The sequence below is a fragment of the Parapedobacter deserti genome (assembly GCF_042646065.1).
GTDB lineage: Bacteria > Bacteroidota > Bacteroidia > Sphingobacteriales > Sphingobacteriaceae > Parapedobacter > Parapedobacter deserti.
In genome coordinates this window covers 227457-248926 of the sequence record NZ_JBHRTA010000062.1, presented here as the reverse complement: position 1 = coordinate 248926, position 21470 = coordinate 227457, and the positions used below count along the sequence as shown (strand labels likewise).

Here is a 21470-nt window from a genome sequence, read left to right as displayed (position 1 = left end):
ATTACTCGCCAATGGCATAGTATTGGAATCCGATCTGACCTAGCTTATTGTCGGGTAGGAGTTTCCTTCCGTCGAAGATGAACGCCGGTTTCATCATGCTGTCCTTAATGCGATGCCAGTTGTAAGTTTTGAACTCGTCCCATTCAGTGAGCACGGCGACGGCATGGGCACTTTCCATAGCATCATAGGGATCGTTCACCACGGTCACCAGCCTGCGGTTTTCCTCAGGGCTTCGTGAGCACAGGTAGTCGAGGTCGGCATAGACCTGTTGTGCGGTTACCTTGGGGTCATATACCACCACGTTAGCCTCTTCGCTGAGCAGTGCATCGGCCACGTGGATGGCCGCAGACTCGCGGGTGTCGTTGGTGTCCTTCTTGAAAGCCCAGCCCAGGAACGTGATTTTCTTGCCCGACACGGTGTTGTACATGGTCTGCACGATATTGTCCGCAAAGCGGCGCTTCTGGTGGTCGTTCATGATAATGACCTGTTCCCAGTAGTCGGCCACCTCATGGAGTCCGTAGGTGCGGGCGATGTAGACGAGGTTAAGGATATCTTTCTGGAAGCATGAGCCGCCAAAGCCGACAGAGGCTTTGAGGAACTTCGGGCCAATGCGGCTGTCGGTGCCGATGGCGCGGGCCACTTCATCGACGTTCGCCCCCGTGCGCTCACACAGTTCCGAGATGGCATTGATGGAGGAAACGCGCTGGGCGAGGAAGGCATTTGCCGTCAGTTTGGACAGCTCTGACGACCAGAGGTTGGTGGTCAGTATGCGTTCCCGAGGCACCCAGGAGGCGTAGACATCCACCAGCGCCTGCACGGCTTCGCCGTTTTCGCCACCGATGAGTACGCGGTCTGGATGGTGCAAATCTTGTATCGCGGTTCCCTCGGCGAGGAATTCGGGGTTGGAGAGGATATGAAAGTTCACGCCGTTGCCGGTGTTGTGCAGGATGCTTTGAAGGGCCTCGGCCGTACGGACGGGCAGCGTGGACTTCTCCACGATGATCTTGTCCGAGGTGGATGCCGCGGCGATCTGCCTGGCGCAAAGCTCGATGTATTTTAGGTCGGCGGCCATCCCCTTGCCTTTGCCGTAGGTCTTGGTAGGGGTGTTCACGGAAATGAATACCATGTCCGCCTCGGCGATCGCGGTATCAACGTCGGTGGAGAAAAACAGGTTGCGCCCCCGCGCCTCGGCGACTACCTCAGCAAGGCCGGGCTCGTACACAGGCAGCTTCGAAAGGTCTGCATTGTTCCAAGCGGCGATGCGCTGCTCATTGATGTCGACGATGGTGACAGTGATGCCTGGGCATTTCTGGGCGATGACGGACATGGTGGGGCCTCCCACATATCCGGCACCGATGCAACAGATTTTTGAGATGTTCATTCCAAATTATTTATTTAGTTTTTAGTTTGTTTTTATGAATGCCGTTTGCATTGTTGTTTTATAGGCAATAAAGCATGTGTTAAACATCCACCAACTCATGCGCATTTCATTCCAGACGTAGGTATTCTTGTTCATGAACGAAATTTCTGCGCAAAAGTAGTAAAAAGTCGCGTTAATCTTTAATTTTACCTTGCCAAACAGAAGCAGGTGTGATTAAGCAAGAGATAGTCGATAAAATACTGGATATAGCCCGTATTGAGGAAGTGGTGGGGGATTTTGTGGATCTCAAAAAGCGCGGCACCTCGCTCATTGGGCTTTGCCCGTTCCACAACGAAAAGACCCCGTCATTCAATATTTCGGTGAGCAAAGGGATTTATAAGTGTTTCGGCTGCGGAGCCGGAGGAGACTCCGTGCGATTTGTGATGGAGCACGAAAAGTACTCCTATCCCGAAGCGCTTAAGTACCTTGCACAAAAATACCACATCGAGATCGAGGAGACGGAACGGACCCCTGAACAGCTAGCAGCGCAAGATAAGAGGGAAAGCTTATTTATTGTCACCAACTGGGCGGGCAAGTTTTTTAAAGAAACCCTGTGGGATACCGAAGAAGGGCGTACCGTCGGCCTAAACTATTTTAAAGAGCGGGGCTATCGTGAAGATGTCATCCGGAAGTTCGAACTCGGCTATTCGCCCGAAGCATGGACAGCACTTCATGAACGGGCAAAGAAAGAAGGGTATAAGGATGAATTTCTCGAAGCCACAGGGCTTACTATCCGGAAGGATGACGGAGGCATATACGACCGTTTCCGCGGCCGTGTTATGTTTCCGATTCACAACCTGACGGGTAAGATACTGGGTTTTGGCGGCCGCACGCTGAAAACTGAAAAAAAAGCTGCCAAATACGTCAATTCACCCGAGAGTGAGATCTACCACAAGTCGGATGTCTTATACGGCCTCTTTTTTGCGAAGAAAGCGATCCTCGATGCCGACAATTGTTATTTGGTGGAGGGCTACGCCGATGTGCTTTCCATGCATCAGGCGGGCGTTGAAAACGTCGTTTCCTCATCCGGTACTTCGCTTACGGCTGGGCAAATACGGCTGATTTCGCGGTACACGAAAAATGTGACCATCTTGTATGACGGGGATGAAGCGGGGATCAAAGCGTCGTTGCGAGGTACGGATATGCTACTGGCAGAAGGGCTCAATGTCAAAGTGTTGCTGTTCCCTGATGGCAATGATCCCGACTCTTACGTACAGCGGTTTGGTTCCACGGCGTTCAAGCAATATGTCGCTGAGCATCAGCAAGATTTCATTTTCTATAAGACACATGTGTTGCTTCGCAATGCCGCCCATGATCCCGTTAAGCGCGCGGGCGTCATTCACGACATCGTAGAAAGTATTGCCCTGATCCCTGACGCCATCAAGGCGTCTGTTTTTGTCCGGGAATGCAGTGTGCTGCTTGACATCGAGGAGCGAATACTTATTGCTGAACTCAATAAGATCCGCATTGGGCAATCTCGTCGGGTCGAACGTAAAGCCGAATCCATGCCGCCGCAACCGGACACACCACAGGCTTTTTCCGAAGCGGCGCGGACGGACAGTGAGGAGGAGGCCGTCTCTTCGGATGTGCTTCATGAACGTGAGATCGTGCGCATTCTGCTCCATTATGGTGCCATGCCCGCCGCTTGGGAGGTGGACAGTGAAATCCCTATAGCACCGCTGCTGCTGAGCAGCCTGTCTGATGTTGTTTTTGATGACCCCGTGTGTCTTACGATCATCGATATTTATAAACGATACCTGGACCGGCAGGAGCTCCCGGAGCAACGGGTGTTTGTAGCGCATCCAGATCGCAAGGTTGCGGATTTAGCAATTGATCTGCTATCTACCAAGTACAGCCTTAGCCCAAACTGGAATGATGAGAAACGCAAGATATACGTTTCGCACGAGTCTGAGCGTCTGGAAGATCTGGTGTACGGCGCCATTTACCGCATCAAAAAGCGCAAAGTGGAGCAACAAATTTATCAGACCAGGGAGGCGCTAAAGGTGGAAGCTGACGCAACCAACGTGGAGGTACTGTTGGCTAACTATCAAAAGCTGAAAGATGTGTCGAAATTGATTGCTGAAAAATTGGGAACCATAGTCGTAAAATAGTCATGTCGAGCCGGCTTCAAACGGGCAAAAGCGGAGAAGATGCTGCCATAAGGTTGCTTAAGCAACAAGGCTATCAGATCCGTTGCCGAAATTGGCGTCATAAGAACCTCGAGGTAGACATTATTGCAGAAGATGGCGATATTCTGGTCTTTGTTGAAGTTAAAACTCGTAGCGGCCATGCCTACGGTATGCCCTACGAATTTGTCGATGCGGTGAAACAGGCACGGCTTGTCCGCGCAGCCAATCAGTATATTGCAGCCAACAGATACGGCGGGGAAATCCGATTTGATGTGGTATCGATATTGTACTCCGAAAAGCGCGAAACTTACAATACCCGCTTGATAAAAGACGCGTTCTGGCCGGATCATTAGTGCGTGGGTTGACAAGTGAGCCTGAGAACAAAGTCAGCGCATTGACGTGAAAATATTTATATGTTTGCAACCATGAACAAGTTGATTTATATCCTTATGATCCTGCTTGGGTTCGCTGTATCATGCAATACGCAACGAAACGCATCAAAATTCCGGTTTGCGACGCCCGAAGCCGGTACCGTTGTTAAAATCGGTGAATCTGTTCCGTTGAAATTGATGTTCCCATCCGATCTTTCATCTTTCGACTCGGTTGTTTATGCCATGGACGGTGAGGTGTTGGCGCGGAAGACTGACAGCGCCGTGGTAACCCTGGATACCGAAAAAGTAGCTTTTGGTAGCCGTACACTCAGTGCCCGGCTCTATCGCGGCAACGAAGAGCAGGTGGCTTACAGCAATATTGTTGTTGTACCGCCTCCGCCCAGCCGTTATGGCTTTAAGGTGATCAATGAATATCCGCATGATTCCGAGGCGTACACCCAAGGGCTTGAGTTCGATGCACAGGGAATCTTATATGAAAGTACAGGACAACAGGGAAAATCATCGCTTCGCAAAGTGAACTACCGGACGGGAGACATCATCCAGCAAATTAATCTGGATGAGCAGTACTTTGGAGAAGGTTTAACGTTGGTCGGAGATAAAATCATCCAGCTTACGTGGCGAAACAACGTCGGTTTCGTCTACAATAAAAACTTGGCTAAAGTTGGTGAGTTTGCTTACGGCCAAAGTAAGGACGGCTGGGGCCTTTGTTATGATGGTAACCGGCTGATTAAGTCTGATGGCACCAGTCGGCTCTATTTTTTGAACAAAGACAGTTATGCAGAAGAAGGGTTCATTGAGGTATACAACGATAAAGGACCGGTAGATAACCTCAACGAATTGGAATATATCGACGGAAAGGTGTATGCCAATGTATATACCAAAGATATTATCGTAATCATAGACCCTCAAACCGGTGCCATCGAAGGCGAGATAAACCTGATCGGAATTTATCCGGATAAGGCCGACCACGACAATGAACTCAATGGTATTGCTTACGACCGGAAAGGAGACCGGCTTTTCGTCACTGGGAAGCTTTGGAGTAAGCTTTACGAGATCGAATTGGTGGCAAGGTGATGCTTGACGAAATCAAATACCTATTTAAATACCGGGAAAAAACGATCGACCGGGCCATGCTTTACATCAGTGCATTATGTGCACTGGTCGTGCTTTTTCAATTGGGCTTCGATACCGATCGGGTTACCGCCCGTCAGTTTGCTGTTTTGACCGAATGGTTGTTTTACGGCCTTATGGTTTTAAGTGCCACCCGAACGTTGCTGGCAATATGGGCAGCAAACCGCATTATGGTGGCTCATTACGGCGGACTGGTGCTGATGCTGTATTTTTTAGTGGTGGCATTGGGGCGGCTTAGTGGCCAGGGTTTTTTGCCCTTCCTACAGCAAGCGGAGTGGCTGTATCTGGGTATTTTTGCTGTTTCCGTTACCGAACTATCGAAGAGCAGCCTGTTTTTCGATAGCTTCTATTTCAATCCGACCATCCTGTTTGTCATCAGCTTTTTGGTGCTTATTCTTGTGGGCACGCTGTTGCTGATGCTGCCGCGAGCGACACCGGAGCAACCGCTTGGAATTGTGGATGCGCTCTTTATGGCTACCAGCGCGGTATGCATCACCGGGTTGTCGGTCATAGACGTTTCCATGCAGCTCAGCGGCTTTGGGCAGACTGTGCTATTGCTGCTCATCCAGTTAGGTGGATTGGGCATTATGACCTTCACCGGTTTTTTTGGTTACTTTTTTTCGGGGGGATTTTCCTATAAAAACCAGTTGATGTACAGTGAGATCCTTAGTGACAAAAAGGTCGGATCCGTTATCAACACCTTATTCAAGATCATTTTTATTACGTTGTTTTTTGAAGCAATAGGTGCCGTCTTGATTTATTTCAGCGTCAGCAGCGAGGGGTTTCAGTCCAATGGCGACCGGCTGTTTTTTGCTGTGTTTCATGCGGTGTCCGCATTTTGCAATGCGGGTTTTTCTACCATTCAGAACGGCATGTATCATACTGACCTGCGCTTCAACTACAACCTTCAGCTCGTCATCGCTATGCTCTTCATATTGGGCGGCTTGGGGTTTGCTATCGTGTTGAATACCTACGCGTTTATCAAGCGATGGGTAGTAAACGGATTCCATCGTTTTGTCCATGGCAGGGCCTTTGTTTACCGGGCCTGGGTTATCAGCTTCAATTCCCGCTTAATCGCGTGGATGACATTGATCCTGATCGTGGTAAGTACCGTATTTACGTTTTTATTGGAGTACAACCATACGCTCGCCGAGCATGAGAGCCTATGGGGGAAGTGCGTCTCCGCATTTTTCACCGGAACGTCTTCTCGCACCGCTGGATTCAATATAGCCGACATGGGTGGCTTTACCTTCCCGACGATCATGTTCATCATGCTGCTGATGTGGATCGGCGCGTCACCGGGATCGACGGGCGGAGGGATTAAGACCACGACATTTGCCGTGGCCTTTCTCAATATCGTCAGCTTGGCACGCGGCAAGGACGATTTGGAAATTTTCAAACGCAAGATATCTCATGATTCGGTTAATAAGGCATTTGCCATTATTATGTTGTCTTTGTTAGCCATGGGCGTCGCCATCTTTGCGCTGACGGTGACTGATGGAGATAAAAGCTTGCTGGATATCGCCTTCGAGTGTTTTTCCGCCTATGCAACGTGTGGGTTGAGTTTGGGCATCACGCCTGAGCTGAGCAATGCAGGTAAAGTAATCATCACATGTACCATGTTTGTTGGGCGGGTGGGATTGCTTACCTTGTTGGTAGCGCTGGTGAAAAATATTAAGAACAAAAGTTATGAATATCCACAAGAAAAGGTGTTATTCTAATTGGCGCCGATCTGACGGTTGAAGATAAATTACAAATAATGAAATATATCGTATTAGGACTAGGCAATTTTGGTAGGGCGTTGGCTATCCGGCTTACCGAGCTGGGCCACGAAGTGATCGGCGTCGACAATCGCATGGCCAAAGTTGAAGAGCTGAAGGAGAAAATAACCCACACGGTACGGATGGATACAACGGATGCCGATGCCATGGGCGCCCTGCCACTTAAAGACGCCGATGCGGCTATTGTCGCCATCGGCGAGGACGAGGGTGCCTCGCTGTTAACTACGGCCCTGCTCAAGCAGCTAAGGGTAAAGCGCATTATCGGCCGGGTGGTGTCAGACCTTCAGAAAACCGTGTTGGAAGCAATGGACATCGACGAATACATCACGCCGGAAGAAGAGTCAGCAGCACGGCTGGCCATGCGGCTGGACAACATTGATATTGTCGACTCCTTTAAGATATCGGACCGATACAGTATTATTGAGACCAAGGTGCCATCTAAGTACGTCGGGATGACGCTAAAACAAGCTAATCTCACCAATAAATATCGGGTGATTGTGCTTACAACGATCAAGTCCACCGCGCGCCAGGAAAATGGTAAAACGAAAATCAATAAAGAAGCTACCGGCATCGCACAGTCAGATACCGTGTTGGCTGAGGGAGATATCTTGGTGCTGTTTGGCGAGCTGAAGGACACCAATAGGCTGATTCAAAAGGGCGAGTAGGGATTTTTAACGTATTAACATTTTCCGACAACGCCGTTTCTGAGCTGTAAACAACGGATCATCATTCATAAAAAAGCAATGCGAGTTCGGAATACAAAGCATTTTAGCTAAGTTTGGCACGTGTGTTTGAAATCCAATAGCAATACATGAAAACCTGGTTTAACAATAATTCGACTCATTTAGCGGTCATTGGCATTTTTATCGCCATTTGTTTCCTGTATTTTCCTTCGGCATGGCAGGGAAGGGTGCTATATCAGCATGATGTGTTACAAGCCCAAGCCGGGCAGAAGGAAATTTTAGATATTAAAGCACGCGACGGTGATATGCCACTTTGGACGAATTCGATGTTCAGCGGGATGCCTTCATATCAGGTCTTGATGGAGCTGCCCAATAACATCACCACTTACTTAATGCGTGGTTTTAAAGCGATATTCCCGCACCCCATCGATGTCGTACTACTATATTTATTAGGCGCCTATTTATTATTTAGTGTGCTTAAGGTTCGGCCGTGGCTGGCTGCTGTAGGGGCAATTGCGTTTGCATTTTCTTCCTATAATTTTATTTATATCGAAGCCGGGCATGCCAACAAGACGTATGCGATTGCCTTCATGGCGCCCATATTGGCGGGTATACTATTGGCCTTCCGCGGAAACTACCTTCGGGGTGCGTTGCTGTTGGCTTTGGCCATGGCGCTTGAAATTCGGGTAAATCACATTCAGGTTACGTATTATCTTTTTTTAGCGGCCTTGATTTTAGTGGGAATCGAATTATATCATGCGATTAAGGAAAAGAGACTGTTGCCCTTTGGCAAGGCCATCACCTATCAACTCGCCGCCGTGATTGTCGCCATAGCGGTCAATGCCTCCTTATTGTGGCCAACCTATGAATATAGCAAGGAATCATTGCGCGGGACATCCAATCTGAAGACTGAGAATGCGCAACGGGCCGACAATGGCGTGAGCCGTGAATACGCCTATGACTGGAGTCAGGGGGTCGGCGAAAGCCTTACCTTCTTGATACCCAACGCATATGGCGGTGGTTTGCATACCCGGTTGGATGCCGAGTCTAATGTAGCTAAGTTGGTCATAAGCAAGGGAGCGGACCCGAATCAGGCCCTTGGCTTTGCGGCAAACATGCCAACCTACTGGGGCGAAAAGCAATTTACTTCTGGGCCTTGGTATTTTGGCGCGGGGGTAATGTTCTTGTTTATACTCGGTTTGATCATTGTGCGGGGACGACTCAAGTGGTGGTTGGCCGGAGCGACCGTGCTGATCTTGTTGCTCTCCTGGGGGCGGCATTTCCCGCTGGTATCGGACCTGTTTTTTGACTACTTCCCGCTATACAACAAATTCAGGGCGGTTGAATCGATTCTTTCCATTGCTACGCTGCTTGTGCCAATTCTGGCGGTATTGGCGCTAAATGAGCTGGTAACCCATGGCAATAACATAAAAAATCTCGAGAAAAAAGTGTTGTATGTGCTTTACGGTCTAGGCGGACTGACATTGCTTATCGCGTTACTACCCGACTTGTTGCTAAGCTTCAAGAGTTCCAGCCACCAGGCGATGATACAGCAGTATGGACAGCAACTTCGCGACAACACGTTCGCTAATGAGCTAATGGCGGCGTTGGTGAAGGACAGGGCGGCATTGGCACGGGCGGATGCGTTTCGCTCGCTCCTTTTCGTTGTTGCCACATTTGCCTTGGTATGGTTGCTAATTAAGCATAAACTAAAGCCACAAGCGGCTGTCGTCTTACTTGGTGTGCTCGTTTTGATTGACCTATGGGGCGTGGATAAGCGGTACCTGAATGAAGATCGGTTTGCGGATAAATTGCAACTGAATCGTCAATTTGTGCCTGAGCGAGAGGTAGATAAGCTAATTTTGATGGACAAGGATCCTAACTACCGCGTGCTGGACCTGACGACTAGCCCGTTTATGGATGCTCGCACCTCCTACTTCCATAAGTCGATTGGAGGTTATCACGCCGCCAAACTGATGCGCTACCAGGAGGTGATTGAGCGGCAGTTTAGCAGTGCAATAAACGAAGATGTGCTGGACATGCTCAACACACGGTACCTGATCACACGCGACAACAATCAAAACAGCGAGCGGATCCAACGCCGTAATACAGCGGCCGGTAATGCGTGGTTCGTGGAAAAGGTGACGTTAGTAAAGGACAATGAGGAAGAAATGCAGGCCATCAACGGATTTGACCCACGCAAGGAAGCCTTTGTACACGAAGAGTTTAGGCCACTATTGGATGAAAAGCGGTTAGGAAGCCCAGTTAACGCTTCCATCGAACTGACATCGTACCGGCCGGACAGGCTGGTTTATGAGTATTCCACACCGCACGACGCGATGGCGGTGTTTTCCGAAATATGGTATGACAAAGGGTGGAAAGCTTATGTCGACGGCGAGGAACAGCCTATTTTGCGGGCGAACTACTTGCTACGCGCCATGCAGTTGCCGGGTGGAAACCACAAAGTGGAATTTAAGTTTGAACCTCGATCGTACCATTTGGGCGAAACTATTTCACTCATCGCGTCGATTCTGTTGGTTATCGGATCGGGTGTGGCAATCTGGATGGAAACCAAGGGAAAGGCGGCGCGCGTCCCGGTCAAAAGAGGCTGAGCTGCGGGTCAGTAACCCGAAATGAGCGGCGATGATGAGGGGTAAATCCATGCGCTATGATGGCTGTCCGGTGCTGTGTTGTTGGATAACCTTTGTTTTGGCCCCATCCATATGCAGGAAATTCTTCCGCAATTTGTTCCATGTATTCATCCCGATAGGTCTTGGCTAATATGGAGGCAGCGGCGATCGATAAGTATTTGCCATCACCTTTAATGATACAGCAATGGGGTGTCTGTTGGTAAGGGATGAAGCGGTTGCCGTCTACAATAATATATTCAGCTTTCAGCGCCAGCATATCAAGTGCCCGGTGCATGGCTAAATACGAGGCATTGTGGATGTTGATGCGGTCTATTTCCTGCGGCGTTGCACTGGCCACGGCAAACGCCAAGGCCTCTGCTTCGATAAGTTGGCGCAGTTCCGAACGTTGGGCCGCAGATAACTGTTTCGAATCCGTTAAAACTTCATGCTTGAACGTCCTGCAAAAAATCACTGCCGCGGCAAAAACCGGCCCGGCCAGGCATCCCCGGCCTGCCTCGTCACAACCCGCTTCAACGAACATGTCCTGATGGCTGGATAGTAGCATTGTTTTCCCTAACTTCGTTAACCAATGACAAAAATATAAATTTTGGAAGCAAACTGTAGAACATGCAGGTAGTGGGTTAATCCCCGCTTGTAATAATTCTTATACAATTAAACTAATCTATTATGCTCGCGTCAAAAACACGCATTACAAAAACACTGATGGCTTGGAAGATTTATACCATATGCATACTCGCAGTCGCAGTGTCAAACGCTGGCTATGCCCAGCGCAACAAGGGCAATGCCCAGGATTCCTTGGGCTGGGCGTCCCGCATTGTTGTTGACGGTAAACTCAACGATTGGGGAGATTCCCTGCGGTATGAACACGCCACGCAGCAATTTCATTATGAAATCAGGAACGATGCTACGGACGTCTATGTAGCCATGCGCGTGCACGACAAGGACCGGCAGATGCAGATTTTTGCACAGGGGCTGGCGTTCATGATCAACACTAAGGGCAAGCGGCGGGAAGGGCCTACGGTCTATTTTCCGGTAGCTGATCGGCTCGCTTTCCGCTCCATTATGTCCGCTGATAATGACGATCGACCGGACGACATGCGTAAAGGTGCACTGGCAGCGATACGGGCCATTCATGTCGTGCGGTTTGATGATGTGCTCGACGGACAGATTTCCCTCGAAAATACTTATGGAATCCACGCCCAAGCGACATTGGATACTGCAGATGCCTTGTGTGTTGAGATGGTAGTGCCGTTAGCGCGGTTGGGCCTATCTGTCGATGAGGGCAACGAAGTGGCTTTTAACGTGAAAATCAATGGAATAGTGGTTCCCGGCAGCGGGAGCTCGCCCAGCGTGATGCGGCGGGGGTATGGATATCCTTACGGTTATGGATACCCCTACGGTTATGGCCGGCAAATGCCTTCCAAACCACGGGAAGAGCCAGGGGTATGGATAGTGGCTCCTTTAGCGAAAAAATGAATTATTTTTACTTACAATAACTAATGACAATTTTCAATCAATCAGCTATTAGACAAACAATACGTGGTTGTCTGCTGGGCTCTCTATTTTTGTTGTTCAGTGTAGCAGGCTTTTCGCAGACCGGCAAACGGGTACAAGGCACTTTAAGTGATCAACAAGGCGAAGCCATCATAGGTGCATCCGTCAAATTGGTGTCGGAGGTGGATTCCATGCAGACCAGTTCGGGTAGAGGCGGTATCTTTACCTTCAACGGCATTAAAGGACAACGTTTTGTGCTTACCGTTACGAGCCTGGGCTTCGATACGCTACGCCAGCACTTCGCCTTTGAGCCGGGCAAGAATGACCTGATGCTGCCGGTAAGGCTTTCCACGTCCAGCCATATGCTTGCCGAGGTGTCCATTACAGGGGTAGCAGCGCTTACCATAAAAGAAGACACGCTTGAATACGCTACAAAAAATTTGCGCCTCCGTGAGGGTGCATTAGTGGAAGACGCACTTAAAAAACTGGATGGCGTGGAAGTGGATAAGGACGGCAATGTAACCGCACAAGGTGAAACCGTGACACGCGCCCGTATTAATGGCAAAGACTTTTTCGGTGGCGACATCAAAGCAGCTATTCAGAACTTGCCCGCTGAAATCATCGAAAAGATTCAGATTGTGGATGATTACGGCGATATGGCTAATGTCACCGGCAACCGCACCGGCGATCCCGAGCGGGTGTTGAACCTGCAGATAGCTCCCGAGCGCAACAACGGCGACTTCGGCAATTTCCGCGTGGGTGGTGGCACCGAAGAGCGCTATCAGGTAACCGGCTCATACGGTAAGTTTAAGGAAGGCATGCAGCTCTCTGTGCTGGGCAACCTGAATAACGTAAATGCTAGCTTGTTTGACTTTAATACCCGCAGTGGCGGCGCCCGCCGCGGTCGGGGCGGAGGAAGCTTTGGTAGAGGCTTCGGCGGCGGGGGTATGTGGGGAGGCTCGAACGGGCTCACGAACACCCAGTCCATCGGGCTCAACTATAGGCAGGATTTCAATGATAAATTGACCATGTATGGCGATTATAGTTTCGGACATAATAATAATACCACGCTGAGCGATGAAATGCGTGAGATCTACGCGTCGGCAGTAACCACCTACACGACGAGTAATATGGACAACGGGAGCATCAGCAACGATCATCGTTTCAGTTGGAACGTAGAGTATAGGCCTGATGATAAAAACTACATCAAATTCTCTCCTAATTTTGCCTATCGCCAAAACCGCGCGAATAATCTTTCACTAAGTACCAATGTGCGGGATGAATTACTGATTAATGACCTTACAAATCGGCAAGTCAATGCATCTTACGCGCCTAACTATGGCGCCAGCGGTCTGTACAATAGGAGGCTGAGCGAAGGCGGTAGGAATATTTTCTTCAACTTCTCGCTCAACACCGCCAGCACCGAGCAAGACCAAGAGCGTATATTGAATACCCTGGTGTACGAAACGACCATTGAAGATTTGGATAGTGTATACCAGCAACATCTGGTAAACCTGGAAAACAAAAACCTGAACGGCGGTGCAACGTTGTCTTACATCGAGCCTTTGGGGCAATACAGCAACCTGGAAGTCAGTTATGATTTCAACTTTGCTTCCTATGACAACAATCGCCAGGCAAATGCCTTCAATATCGACGGTACGCTCATTGATAATTCCGGATACAACAACAGTCAGCACTACGACTATACCTTTTCCACGCATCGGGGTACGCTTACCTACCGTTACCGCAAGGATAAATGGAATTATTCGTTGGGCGTAGCAGCCCAGCCCAATATGCTTCGTGGTGGTGCTGACATCGACGGTACGGCTATTGCCATAAATCGTAGTGGCTTCAACTGGATGCCGGTGGCACGGTTGGAATATGAAATGTCACGCACCAAGCGGTTTAGTGTCAATTACTCCGGTCGTGCAAACGAGCCGGGAGTTACCCAGATTCAGCCGTTCACCGACTATTCAAATGTGAATGCCCCCGTAACCGGCAATCCGAATTTGTCTGCTGAGTTTAACCATGAGCTGCGTATCAATTACCGAAACTTCAATATCGGCGAGGGTACATCATTCTTTGTCGGATTGACAGGGTCATTGGCTGAAGATAAGATTGTGACCAACCGTACCACTTTTGTAGACGATTCCATCGGGATTGTCCAGGCCACCGAATACCTCAATACAGATGGGTTTTATAACACCCGTGGCTTCTATAATTTTTCGAAACCTTTTAGCGACCGGACTTATACATTGTCGTTCAACGGCATGGTGATGTATAACAACAACGTCTCTTATGCATCGTCTGAGATTGCGAACAACGGAGCTCCGTATTTCAACACCGTACGCAATGTCGCCAAGAATTGGGTGCTCTCACAGGGCATCATGTTCAGGTACAATCCCACCGAAACCGTTGATGTGACACCTGGAATTCGATACACCTACAACACGACCGACAATACGGTTAATGCTGGCAATAACAACAATATTTCTACGTGGGCGTTCACGTTAAACGGCTCGGTTAACCTTACCCCGACCTGGATATTCGGAGCAGACCTGGCGAAAACCACCAACAACGGGTACAGCAGCGCGGTGCAGGCAAACCCGATGATCATTAATACGTACATTGAGAAGCAGTTTTTAAAGGGTAGGACCGGTGCTATACGCTTCCAGGCGTTTGACTTGCTCAATGAGCAGACCAACGTGTCGCGCAACGTTACCGAAAACATGATCATCGACAGCAGAACCAATAGGCTAGCCCGTTATTTCATGCTGTCGCTCACCTATCGGTTCTCGAACTTCGCCGGTGGCGGAATGGGGTTTGACGCTCCTGGTAGCCCGGGTGGCTGGGGCGGCGGCCGGCGAGGTGGCTGAAGATTTTAATTTTCGCTATCTTGCGCGGCTATGGAGTATGAGCTCATTAATTTGCCTAATGGTATCCGGATTGTGTTGCATTATGCCGCCTCGTCGGTATCTCACGCCTGTCTGCTTGTCAATGCGGGCGCCAGGGATGAACAGGAGGGCCAGCACGGGTTGGCGCATTTCATCGAGCACCTGCTATTCAAGCAGACCGAAAAACGGAACACCAATCAGATATTGAACAGGCTGGAGTCCGTGGGCGGCGACCTGAACGCCTATACCACCAAAGAATATACTTGTATCCACGCGTCCTTCTTAACTCCGTATCTGGAACGGACATTGGATTTATTCCAAGACCTTTTTTTCCATTCCGTATTCCCCGAAAGTGAGATGGACAAAGAAAAGGGAGTTATTCTCGATGAGATGGCCTCTTACCTGGACAGCCCTGAAGACTCCATCATGGACGACTTTGAAGATCAGCTTTTTCGTGGACACGCCCTTGGGCACAATATCCTCGGTACGGCAGAAGATTTGCAGCGGTTTACGCGCAACGATGTTTTGAGGTTCATCCAAAAGAACTATAATACCCATGAGATAATTATCGGGATCAGCGGGCACTATACTTCAAAGAAAGTAGCCGCTATTGCCAACCGGACACTGGGCGGAATACCCGAAAGCACGAAACAACAACGGCGGGCGGCGCCCCCACAAAGGGAGAGCCGACATGTCGCCGTAAAAAAACCAATTAATCAGACGCATTATGTCATGGGTGGAATTGCCTACGACACCCATCACGAGCATAAAGCGGGGTTGTTGCTGCTTAACAACCTGCTCGGTGGGATGGGTATGAGCTCAAAGCTTAATCTCGTCGTACGCGAAAAACACGGGATTGCCTACACCATCGAATCTAACTATACGCCGCTTTCGGATACTGGCATCTTCCATATCTATTTTGGTACTGACGAGGAAAAAGCAGACCGTGCGGCGCGATTGGTCGCCCGCCAGCTAAAGCGATTGCGCGACCAGAAAATGGGCGTGATGCAGCTGTTTCAAGCGAAAAAAAAGTTTAAGGGACAGATCGCTTTGGGAGAGGAAAATAGGCTGAACCTCATTATTACCTTGGCTAAAAGCTTGCTGGATCACAACGAAATACAGACGCTGGCTGATGTGTTTGCCAAAATCGATGCCGTCACCTCGGATCAACTGTTGGCCATTGCCAATGAAATCTTCGATGAGCATAATCGATCGACCCTACGTTTTGTGCCCGAGTAAGTTGTCCTAGTCGTCAAAAATATCGTTCAAACGACACGCCATAGGTAAACAGCAGGTTTTCGCTGTCGGTGCGGTTGACGCGATTGTAAGTCATCGCGGCTTTGAGGCTCAGCCATTTACTTAGCTGGAAGGATATGTCGTTGTTAAGGCGAATATTAAAATCACTCCCGTCTCTAAGCGAGGGTTGGAAAAAATTGCTGCCCTGCAACACAATCAGCGACTTGATCACGAATTTATAAGCCAGCCGGAATGAGTTACGAACGGTCTGGTATTGTACAGTTTGATCATCGACTAGGATGCTGCTCGCATCGAATAGAAAGCCATCACTTAGGTTGAAATATGCGGTCTCGCTGTCAAAGAAACTGTAAGCTCCGCCTGCGCCCGCGAGCAGCTGGTTCTTGATATTGAGTGATAAACTGGTGTTGTAATTGCCCAGCCCCCAGTAAAAGAATTTTCTTCCGGGGCGGTATAAATTTGCGTCGAAGGTGGCCGAGTAGTCGTTATTCGTTACTGAGCCGTCCTGTTGCCCGTAGAGCCAATTGTTGTTCAGATTGAGGCTAATCCGCTCTTTGCGGATGGAGAAGCGGAGCCCGTTATTGAAAAGATAAGCGCTTTTACCTGACGCCCGGTTGATGGAATTGGTAGACGAAAGCTGTACGTAATAATGCGTGCTATCAGTCCACTGCGCCCGGGCGGTGGTTGCAACCGATGCCAATAGAAACACGATATATATATTCCGTTTGACCATGGGCAAGCTAAGTTAGTAAAAGTAGTTTATTGCATGCATTGAAATCTCAAATTGCGTCGGTAAGTTTCGGTATAATCCGCTATATTTGCCCCATCTGCATTGAAATCTCATTAGAAACTCAACGATAGATGAAGAGCGCATATATCTTTCCGGGACAGGGCGCCCAATTTGTAGGCATGGGCAAAGACCTCTACAATCATAGTGAAGATACCAAGTTTTTATTTGAACAAGCCAATGAAATCTTAGGCTTTCGGATTACTGACATAATGTTTGCTGGGACAGATGAGGATCTCAAGCAAACGAAGGTAACGCAACCTGCGATTTTTCTGCACTCGGTGATCTTGGCCAACGCGTTAGGGAAGGCGTTTGACCCGCAAATGGTAGCCGGTCATTCTTTGGGCGAGTTTTCGGCGTTGGTAGCTACGAGAGCTCTCGGGTTTGAGGACGGCCTTCGACTGGTTGCCGCGCGAGCAAATGCCATGCAAAAGGCCACTGAGATCCAGCCCTCCACCATGGCCGCCATTCTGGGGCTCGATGATTTTACGGTAGAAGATGTTTGCCAGCGCGTAAGTGACGTGGTGGTTCCTGCTAACTACAACTGCCCAGGGCAGTTGGTAATCTCCGGCTCGGTTGCTGGTGTGGATAAGGCTTGCGAACTGTTGCTTGAGGCAGGTGCCAAGCGGGCACTGAAGCTGAATGTAGGAGGGGCATTCCATTCGCCATTGATGGAAGCCGCGAAAGTGGAGTTGCAAGCAGCAATTGAAGCGGTGGAGATCAAGACGCCGGTATGCCCGATCTATCAAAATGTCGATGCAAAGGCCTATACCGATCCTGAAGCCATAAAGCATAACCTGATCGAGCAGCTTACAGGGCCTGTTCGCTGGACGCAGACCATCCTCCATATGATTGAAGATGGAGCCGCGTCGTTTACGGAAGTAGGTCCGGGAAACGTACTGCAGGGATTGGTCAAAAAAATAGACCGTAAGGTAGAAACCGCTGCCGCAGTGCTATAGGCCGAATGCGGCCTTCACCTGGTCTACATAGTCCAGTTTTTCCCAAGTAAACAACTCAACTTCCAGCGATTTGGTTTCGCCGTTACTGTTTTCGAACGCCTTCGTCACCGTGCGCGGTTCACGTCCCATATGGCCATAGGCGGCCGTTTCGGCATAGATGGGATTGCGCAGCTTGAGCCTGGTTTCAATGCCGTAGGGTGTCATATCAAAAAGTTCATGTATCTTCTCTGCGATTTCGCCGTCCGACAGACCGACCTTTGCCGTACCAAAGGTGTTGACATAAATACCTATCGGGTCTTTGACACCGATTGCATACGATATCTGCACGAGCAATTCATCTGCTACTCCTGCAGCTACCAGGTTTTTGGCAATATGCCGGGTGGCATAAGCCGCCGACCGATCTACCTTGGATGGGTCTTTGCCGGAAAAAGCCCCACCACCATGGCCGCCCTTACCGCCGTAGGTGTCTACGATAATTTTCCTGCCCGTAAGCCCGGTGTCGCCATGTGGGCCGCCAATGACAAACTTGCCCGTCGGATTGATATGGTATTTGATGTCGTCAGTGAAAAGTTGCTGCAGTTCGGGTTCCAACCGAGCTTTTACCCGCGGAATGAGAATATGGATAATGTCTGATTTGATCCGCTCAAGCATGACCTCCTCGGTATCAAACTCGTCATGCTGAGTGGATACCACGATGGCATCGATACGTCGTGGCCTGTGATGGTCGTCGTACTCCAGCGTCACCTGTGCTTTTGAGTCCGGACGGAGATAGGTTATTTCATCGTTTTCACGCCTAAGCGCAGCGAGTTCTTGCAACAGCTTGTGTGCCAGATCGAGGGCCAAAGGCATTAGGTTTTCGGTTTCGTTGTTGGCATACCCGAACATGATGCCCTGATCACCAGCGCCTTGCTCTTGCTTATCCTTGCGGTCAACGCCTTGGTTGATATCCGGGGACTGCTCATGTATGGCCGAAAGAATACCACATGAATTGGCTTCAAACATGTACTCGGATTTGGTATACCCGATACGTTCGATGACAGACCGGGTGATTTTCGGTACATCGAGGTATATCTTTGATTTGACCTCACCGGCCAATACCACTTGTCCGGTGGTCACGAGCGTTTCGATGGCAACTCGGGAATCGGCGTCCCAAGCCAGAAAGTTATCGATCAGTGCATCAGAAATCTGATCAGCTATTTTGTCTGGGTGTCCTTCCGAAACGGATTCCGATGTAAATAAATAAGGCATCTAGTACAGTATTTTGCGTTGCAAAGCTACGATACTTTTATCGTTTTCAAAATCATGAGGCGTGTATAATATAGTCAGACCTACACCAAAATATCATATTTTGACAATAACATGCTGTAACGTTTGGTAAGTTTGGGCATCATGACAATAAACTGAAATAACACGTAAACATGATCCGTACGCTCAGGCCGACCTTAGTGCTTTTCTTGATCTGTGCCGCCGTTTTGACCGCGCAGGCGCAGTTCTATCAATTAACCGGGCGGATAACCGACGAACATGGCAACCCGGTCCCCTTCGCCAGCGTCTATAAGAAAGATGCCACCGCAGGCACCGCAGCGAACAATGAAGGGATATTCCGGCTCCGGTTGCCCCAGGGCGAGCATGAGCTGCTCATCCGGGCCGTAGGGTTCAAACAAGCCATCGAACGGGTAATGCTAAACCAAGACAGCCATCTCGACGTCGTCCTACACACCGAATCGTATCTGTTGCAGGAAGTGGTCATCGGCAAAGGTGAAGACCCCGCTTATGCGATTATTCGGCAGGCCATCAAGCACCGCCGGAAACACTTGTATGAAGCCGCGCCATACACTGCAAAGGTGTATATAAAGGGAGTGCAACGGCTGTTGCAGGCGCCTAAGAGATTCTTGGGTGTCGATGTTGATAAAATCGGCCGCGAAATCGGTCTTGATTCCAACCGCACCGGTATCGTTTACTTATCAGAATCTGAATCCCGTATTACCGTAAGGCCACCCGGTGAGTTTCGCGAAGAAATGATCAGCTCCAAGTTCTCAGGCAACAATCGCGCCTTCAGCTTCAACCGCGCCGCAGACCTGAAACTTAACTTCTACGAAAACCACCAACCCATCATTGACGGGTTGAGCCCCCGCCCGTTTGTCTCACCGATAGCAGATAACGCATTTGGATATTATCGGTACCGCCTGTTAGGCACGACACAGGAAGATGGGTTGACGGTAAATAAAATCGAGGTTATGCCACGGCGCAAAGCGGAGCCACTATACCAGGGCGATATCTACATCGTGGAAGACACCTGGCGGATATATGGTGTCAACCTGAGGCTTACCAAGGAATCAAGCCTTAATATCCTCGATACACTGGAGATCCGGCAGGAATTTATTCCGGTAGGTGGCGGTCAATGGCAACCGTCGAATATTCGGTTCGACTTTGTGGGCGGCCTATTGGGCTTTCGCATCGGTGGTTATTTTGCCGCGGTGTACAGCGAGTATGCGTTGAACCCCGAAATTGAAAAAGGACAGTTTAACGAAGTGCTGCGTATTGCCGAGGGTGTCAATAAACGGGATTCTGCCTATTGGACGGAGCACCGACCGCTGCTGCTCACAGAAGAGGAGCGGCTGGATTATATCCGCAAAGACAGCCTGCAGCAACGCCGTGAATCAAAAGCGTACCGCGATTCGCTTGACCAGGTGTCTAACCGGTTTAAGCCGCTGGGATTGCTGTCTACAGGGTACACCTACCGTAATCGAGACAAGCGCTCTTTTCTGTTCTTCGACGGACTGGTCACCTCCCTGCTCTTCAACAGTGTGGAGGGGCTGGCACTCAACTACGACATGCGGTATACCAAGCAGGTGGACACTGTGGCGCACCGCGACATGACGCTTTACGGAAATGCGCGATATGGATTTGCCAACTATCGGTTCAATGGCTATCTGGGTGCGGCTTTCCCTTTGGGGCAAAGCAATGTTCATATATACGGTGGGAGCACCATACAGGATCTCAATAGCCGCGGGTCCCTGCCGCCGCTGTTCAACACGATCAGCACCATCTTTTTCGGGCGCAACTACCAGAAGCTGTACGAACGTGCATTTGGCGGTGTGGAGTGGCGATATACATTGCCGGCGAACGTTAAAGTGGCCGCCACCGCAAATTGGGAAAACCGCTTATGGTTACCTAATGGTACCGCCTATACGTTTTGGAAACGGAATGAGCAATACCTGACCTCCAACAATCCCTTGGTGCCCGCCGAAGATATTCCGCTCTTCGAGGAAAACCGGGCGTTCAAGGTGGGCTTAGCGGTTAGCTACGACTTCGGTACCAAATATGAGACTTATCCCAACCGGAGGATATACCTGCCGTCGAAGTGGCCTACGTTTTCGATCAATTACAATAAGGGTATTTCCGGTGTCTTTGCTGCCGACGCGGATTACGACCTGCTGGTTGCAAGGTTGTATAAGACGGGAGTCCCACTGGGGCTATATGGCCAACTGTCGTTTGATATCAGCGCCGGCACGTTTTTGAGCGGAAAGCAGTTATACTACCCTGATTACCGACATTTCAATGGCACCCAGACGCTAATCAGCGATCAGCAGCTAAGCACATTCCTGCTGCTGGACTATTACCGCCACAGCACATCGGCGAATTTTTTAGAGGCCCACAGCGAATATAACCTCTCGTCCATTTTGACGAGCAAGGTTCCTTTACTCCGTAGACTCAAGCTTCAGGAGATCGTGGGGCTGCATTACCTGAACACCACGGAGGCATCCCATTATGGGGAGATTCACCTCGGGCTGCAATGGCAAAACCTCCGGGTAGTTTATGCAAGGGGATTCGGCACGGAACCGGGCTTACGCGGGAGAGATGCGATACGGATCGGGCTGCGGCTGTTTTGACC

At 49.7% G+C, this 21470-nt stretch carries 15 protein-coding genes; 11 read left to right on the top strand and 4 right to left on the bottom strand.

From position 1 onward, the window contains the following. Window position 1 precedes the first annotated feature (1 nt). On the bottom strand, window positions 2-1381 hold the full coding sequence (locus ACFOET_RS21235) for a UDP-glucose 6-dehydrogenase (RefSeq protein WP_379026508.1): 1380 nt from the start codon (window positions 1379-1381) through the stop codon (window positions 2-4). A 209-nt stretch (window positions 1382-1590) separates the two neighbouring features. Between ACFOET_RS21235 and dnaG the strand changes: the two genes are divergently transcribed. From dnaG to ACFOET_RS21205, 6 genes are all read left to right on the top strand, one after another. Next, entirely contained in the window at window positions 1591-3531 is a 1941-nt protein-coding gene (gene dnaG, locus ACFOET_RS21230; protein ID WP_379026506.1) for a DNA primase, read from the top strand. A 2-nt stretch (window positions 3532-3533) separates the two neighbouring features. Further along, window positions 3534-3902 (top strand): YraN family protein, encoded by a 369-nt coding sequence (locus tag ACFOET_RS21225; protein ID WP_379026503.1) that lies wholly within the window; start codon window positions 3534-3536, stop codon window positions 3900-3902. Between the two features lie 72 nt (window positions 3903-3974). Further along, a complete protein-coding gene (locus ACFOET_RS21220; protein ID WP_379026501.1) occupies window positions 3975-5015 on the top strand; it encodes a glutaminyl-peptide cyclotransferase in 1041 nt (346 codons plus the stop codon). Continuing rightward, complete coding sequence (locus ACFOET_RS21215) at window positions 5015-6793, top strand: TrkH family potassium uptake protein (RefSeq protein WP_379026499.1); 1779 nt, start codon at window positions 5015-5017, stop codon at window positions 6791-6793. The genes ACFOET_RS21220 and ACFOET_RS21215 overlap by 1 nt, the downstream gene beginning before the upstream one ends. A 38-nt stretch (window positions 6794-6831) precedes the next feature. Then, window positions 6832-7518 (top strand): potassium channel family protein, encoded by a 687-nt coding sequence (locus ACFOET_RS21210; protein ID WP_379026497.1) that lies wholly within the window; start codon window positions 6832-6834, stop codon window positions 7516-7518. Window positions 7519-7664: 146 nt separating this feature from the next. Then, window positions 7665-10148: a YfhO family protein gene (locus tag ACFOET_RS21205; RefSeq protein ID WP_379026495.1), complete on the top strand. Its 2484-nt coding sequence runs from the start codon at window positions 7665-7667 to the stop codon at window positions 10146-10148. Here the strand turns inward: ACFOET_RS21205 and ACFOET_RS21200 are convergent. Continuing rightward, window positions 10135-10731 carry a ribonuclease HII gene (locus ACFOET_RS21200; protein ID WP_379026493.1) on the bottom strand — a complete coding sequence of 199 codons (597 nt, stop codon included), beginning with the start codon at window positions 10729-10731 and terminating at the stop codon, window positions 10135-10137. The genes ACFOET_RS21205 and ACFOET_RS21200 overlap by 14 nt on opposite strands. A 158-nt stretch (window positions 10732-10889) precedes the next feature. Between ACFOET_RS21200 and ACFOET_RS21195 the strand changes: the two genes are divergently transcribed. The 3 genes from ACFOET_RS21195 to ACFOET_RS21185 all read left to right on the top strand — a co-directional run bounded on the left by ACFOET_RS21195 (window position 10890) and on the right by ACFOET_RS21185 (window position 15814). Beyond that, entirely contained in the window at window positions 10890-11663 is a 774-nt protein-coding gene (locus ACFOET_RS21195) for a hypothetical protein (RefSeq protein WP_379026491.1), read from the top strand. 92 nt (window positions 11664-11755) lie between these two features. Next, on the top strand, window positions 11756-14557 hold the full coding sequence (locus ACFOET_RS21190; protein ID WP_379026489.1) for an outer membrane beta-barrel protein: 2802 nt from the start codon (window positions 11756-11758) through the stop codon (window positions 14555-14557). A gap of 30 nt (window positions 14558-14587) precedes the next feature. Further along, window positions 14588-15814 carry a M16 family metallopeptidase gene (locus tag ACFOET_RS21185; RefSeq protein ID WP_379026487.1) on the top strand — a complete coding sequence of 409 codons (1227 nt, stop codon included), beginning with the start codon at window positions 14588-14590 and terminating at the stop codon, window positions 15812-15814. Window positions 15815-15827: 13 nt separating this feature from the next. On the opposite strand, the gene ACFOET_RS21180 is transcribed toward ACFOET_RS21185, so the two are convergent. Continuing rightward, a complete protein-coding gene (locus ACFOET_RS21180) occupies window positions 15828-16562 on the bottom strand; it encodes a DUF481 domain-containing protein (RefSeq protein WP_379026485.1) in 735 nt (244 codons plus the stop codon). A gap of 128 nt (window positions 16563-16690) precedes the next feature. Between ACFOET_RS21180 and fabD the strand changes: the two genes are divergently transcribed. After that, window positions 16691-17575: an ACP S-malonyltransferase gene (gene fabD / locus ACFOET_RS21175; RefSeq protein ID WP_379026483.1), complete on the top strand. Its 885-nt coding sequence runs from the start codon at window positions 16691-16693 to the stop codon at window positions 17573-17575. Here the strand turns inward: fabD and metK are convergent. Continuing rightward, window positions 17570-18823, bottom strand: a complete 1254-nt coding sequence (gene metK, locus ACFOET_RS21170) for a methionine adenosyltransferase (RefSeq protein ID WP_379026481.1) — start codon at window positions 18821-18823, stop codon at window positions 17570-17572. The two genes, fabD and metK, sit on opposite strands and share 6 nt — an antisense overlap. A gap of 170 nt (window positions 18824-18993) precedes the next feature. Here metK and ACFOET_RS21165 point away from each other — a divergent pair, with 170 nt between their 5' ends. Continuing rightward, complete coding sequence (locus ACFOET_RS21165) at window positions 18994-21468, top strand: DUF5686 and carboxypeptidase regulatory-like domain-containing protein (protein WP_379026479.1); 2475 nt, start codon at window positions 18994-18996, stop codon at window positions 21466-21468. Window positions 21469-21470: the final 2 nt, after the last annotated feature.

What these genes read in the sequence shown, in the direction of transcription:
- ACFOET_RS21195 (WP_379026491.1), top strand. Translation starts at nt 10,890, where the DNA reads ATGGCTTGGAAGATTTATACCATATGCATACTCGCAGTCGCAGTGTCA.
- ACFOET_RS21235 (WP_379026508.1), bottom strand. Translation starts at nt 1,381, where the DNA reads ATGAACATCTCAAAAATCTGTTGCATCGGTGCCGGATATGTGGGAGGC.
- ACFOET_RS21200 (WP_379026493.1), bottom strand. Translation starts at nt 10,731, where the DNA reads ATGCTACTATCCAGCCATCAGGACATGTTCGTTGAAGCGGGTTGTGAC.
- ACFOET_RS21215 (WP_379026499.1), top strand. Translation starts at nt 5,015, where the DNA reads ATGCTTGACGAAATCAAATACCTATTTAAATACCGGGAAAAAACGATC.
- ACFOET_RS21205 (WP_379026495.1), top strand. Translation starts at nt 7,665, where the DNA reads ATGAAAACCTGGTTTAACAATAATTCGACTCATTTAGCGGTCATTGGC.
- ACFOET_RS21220 (WP_379026501.1), top strand. Translation starts at nt 3,975, where the DNA reads ATGAACAAGTTGATTTATATCCTTATGATCCTGCTTGGGTTCGCTGTA.
- metK (WP_379026481.1), bottom strand. Translation starts at nt 18,823, where the DNA reads ATGCCTTATTTATTTACATCGGAATCCGTTTCGGAAGGACACCCAGAC.
- ACFOET_RS21165 (WP_379026479.1), top strand. Translation starts at nt 18,994, where the DNA reads ATGATCCGTACGCTCAGGCCGACCTTAGTGCTTTTCTTGATCTGTGCC.
- ACFOET_RS21225 (WP_379026503.1), top strand. Translation starts at nt 3,534, where the DNA reads ATGTCGAGCCGGCTTCAAACGGGCAAAAGCGGAGAAGATGCTGCCATA.
- ACFOET_RS21210 (WP_379026497.1), top strand. Translation starts at nt 6,832, where the DNA reads ATGAAATATATCGTATTAGGACTAGGCAATTTTGGTAGGGCGTTGGCT.
- fabD (WP_379026483.1), top strand. Translation starts at nt 16,691, where the DNA reads ATGAAGAGCGCATATATCTTTCCGGGACAGGGCGCCCAATTTGTAGGC.
- ACFOET_RS21185 (WP_379026487.1), top strand. Translation starts at nt 14,588, where the DNA reads ATGGAGTATGAGCTCATTAATTTGCCTAATGGTATCCGGATTGTGTTG.
- ACFOET_RS21180 (WP_379026485.1), bottom strand. Translation starts at nt 16,562, where the DNA reads ATGGTCAAACGGAATATATATATCGTGTTTCTATTGGCATCGGTTGCA.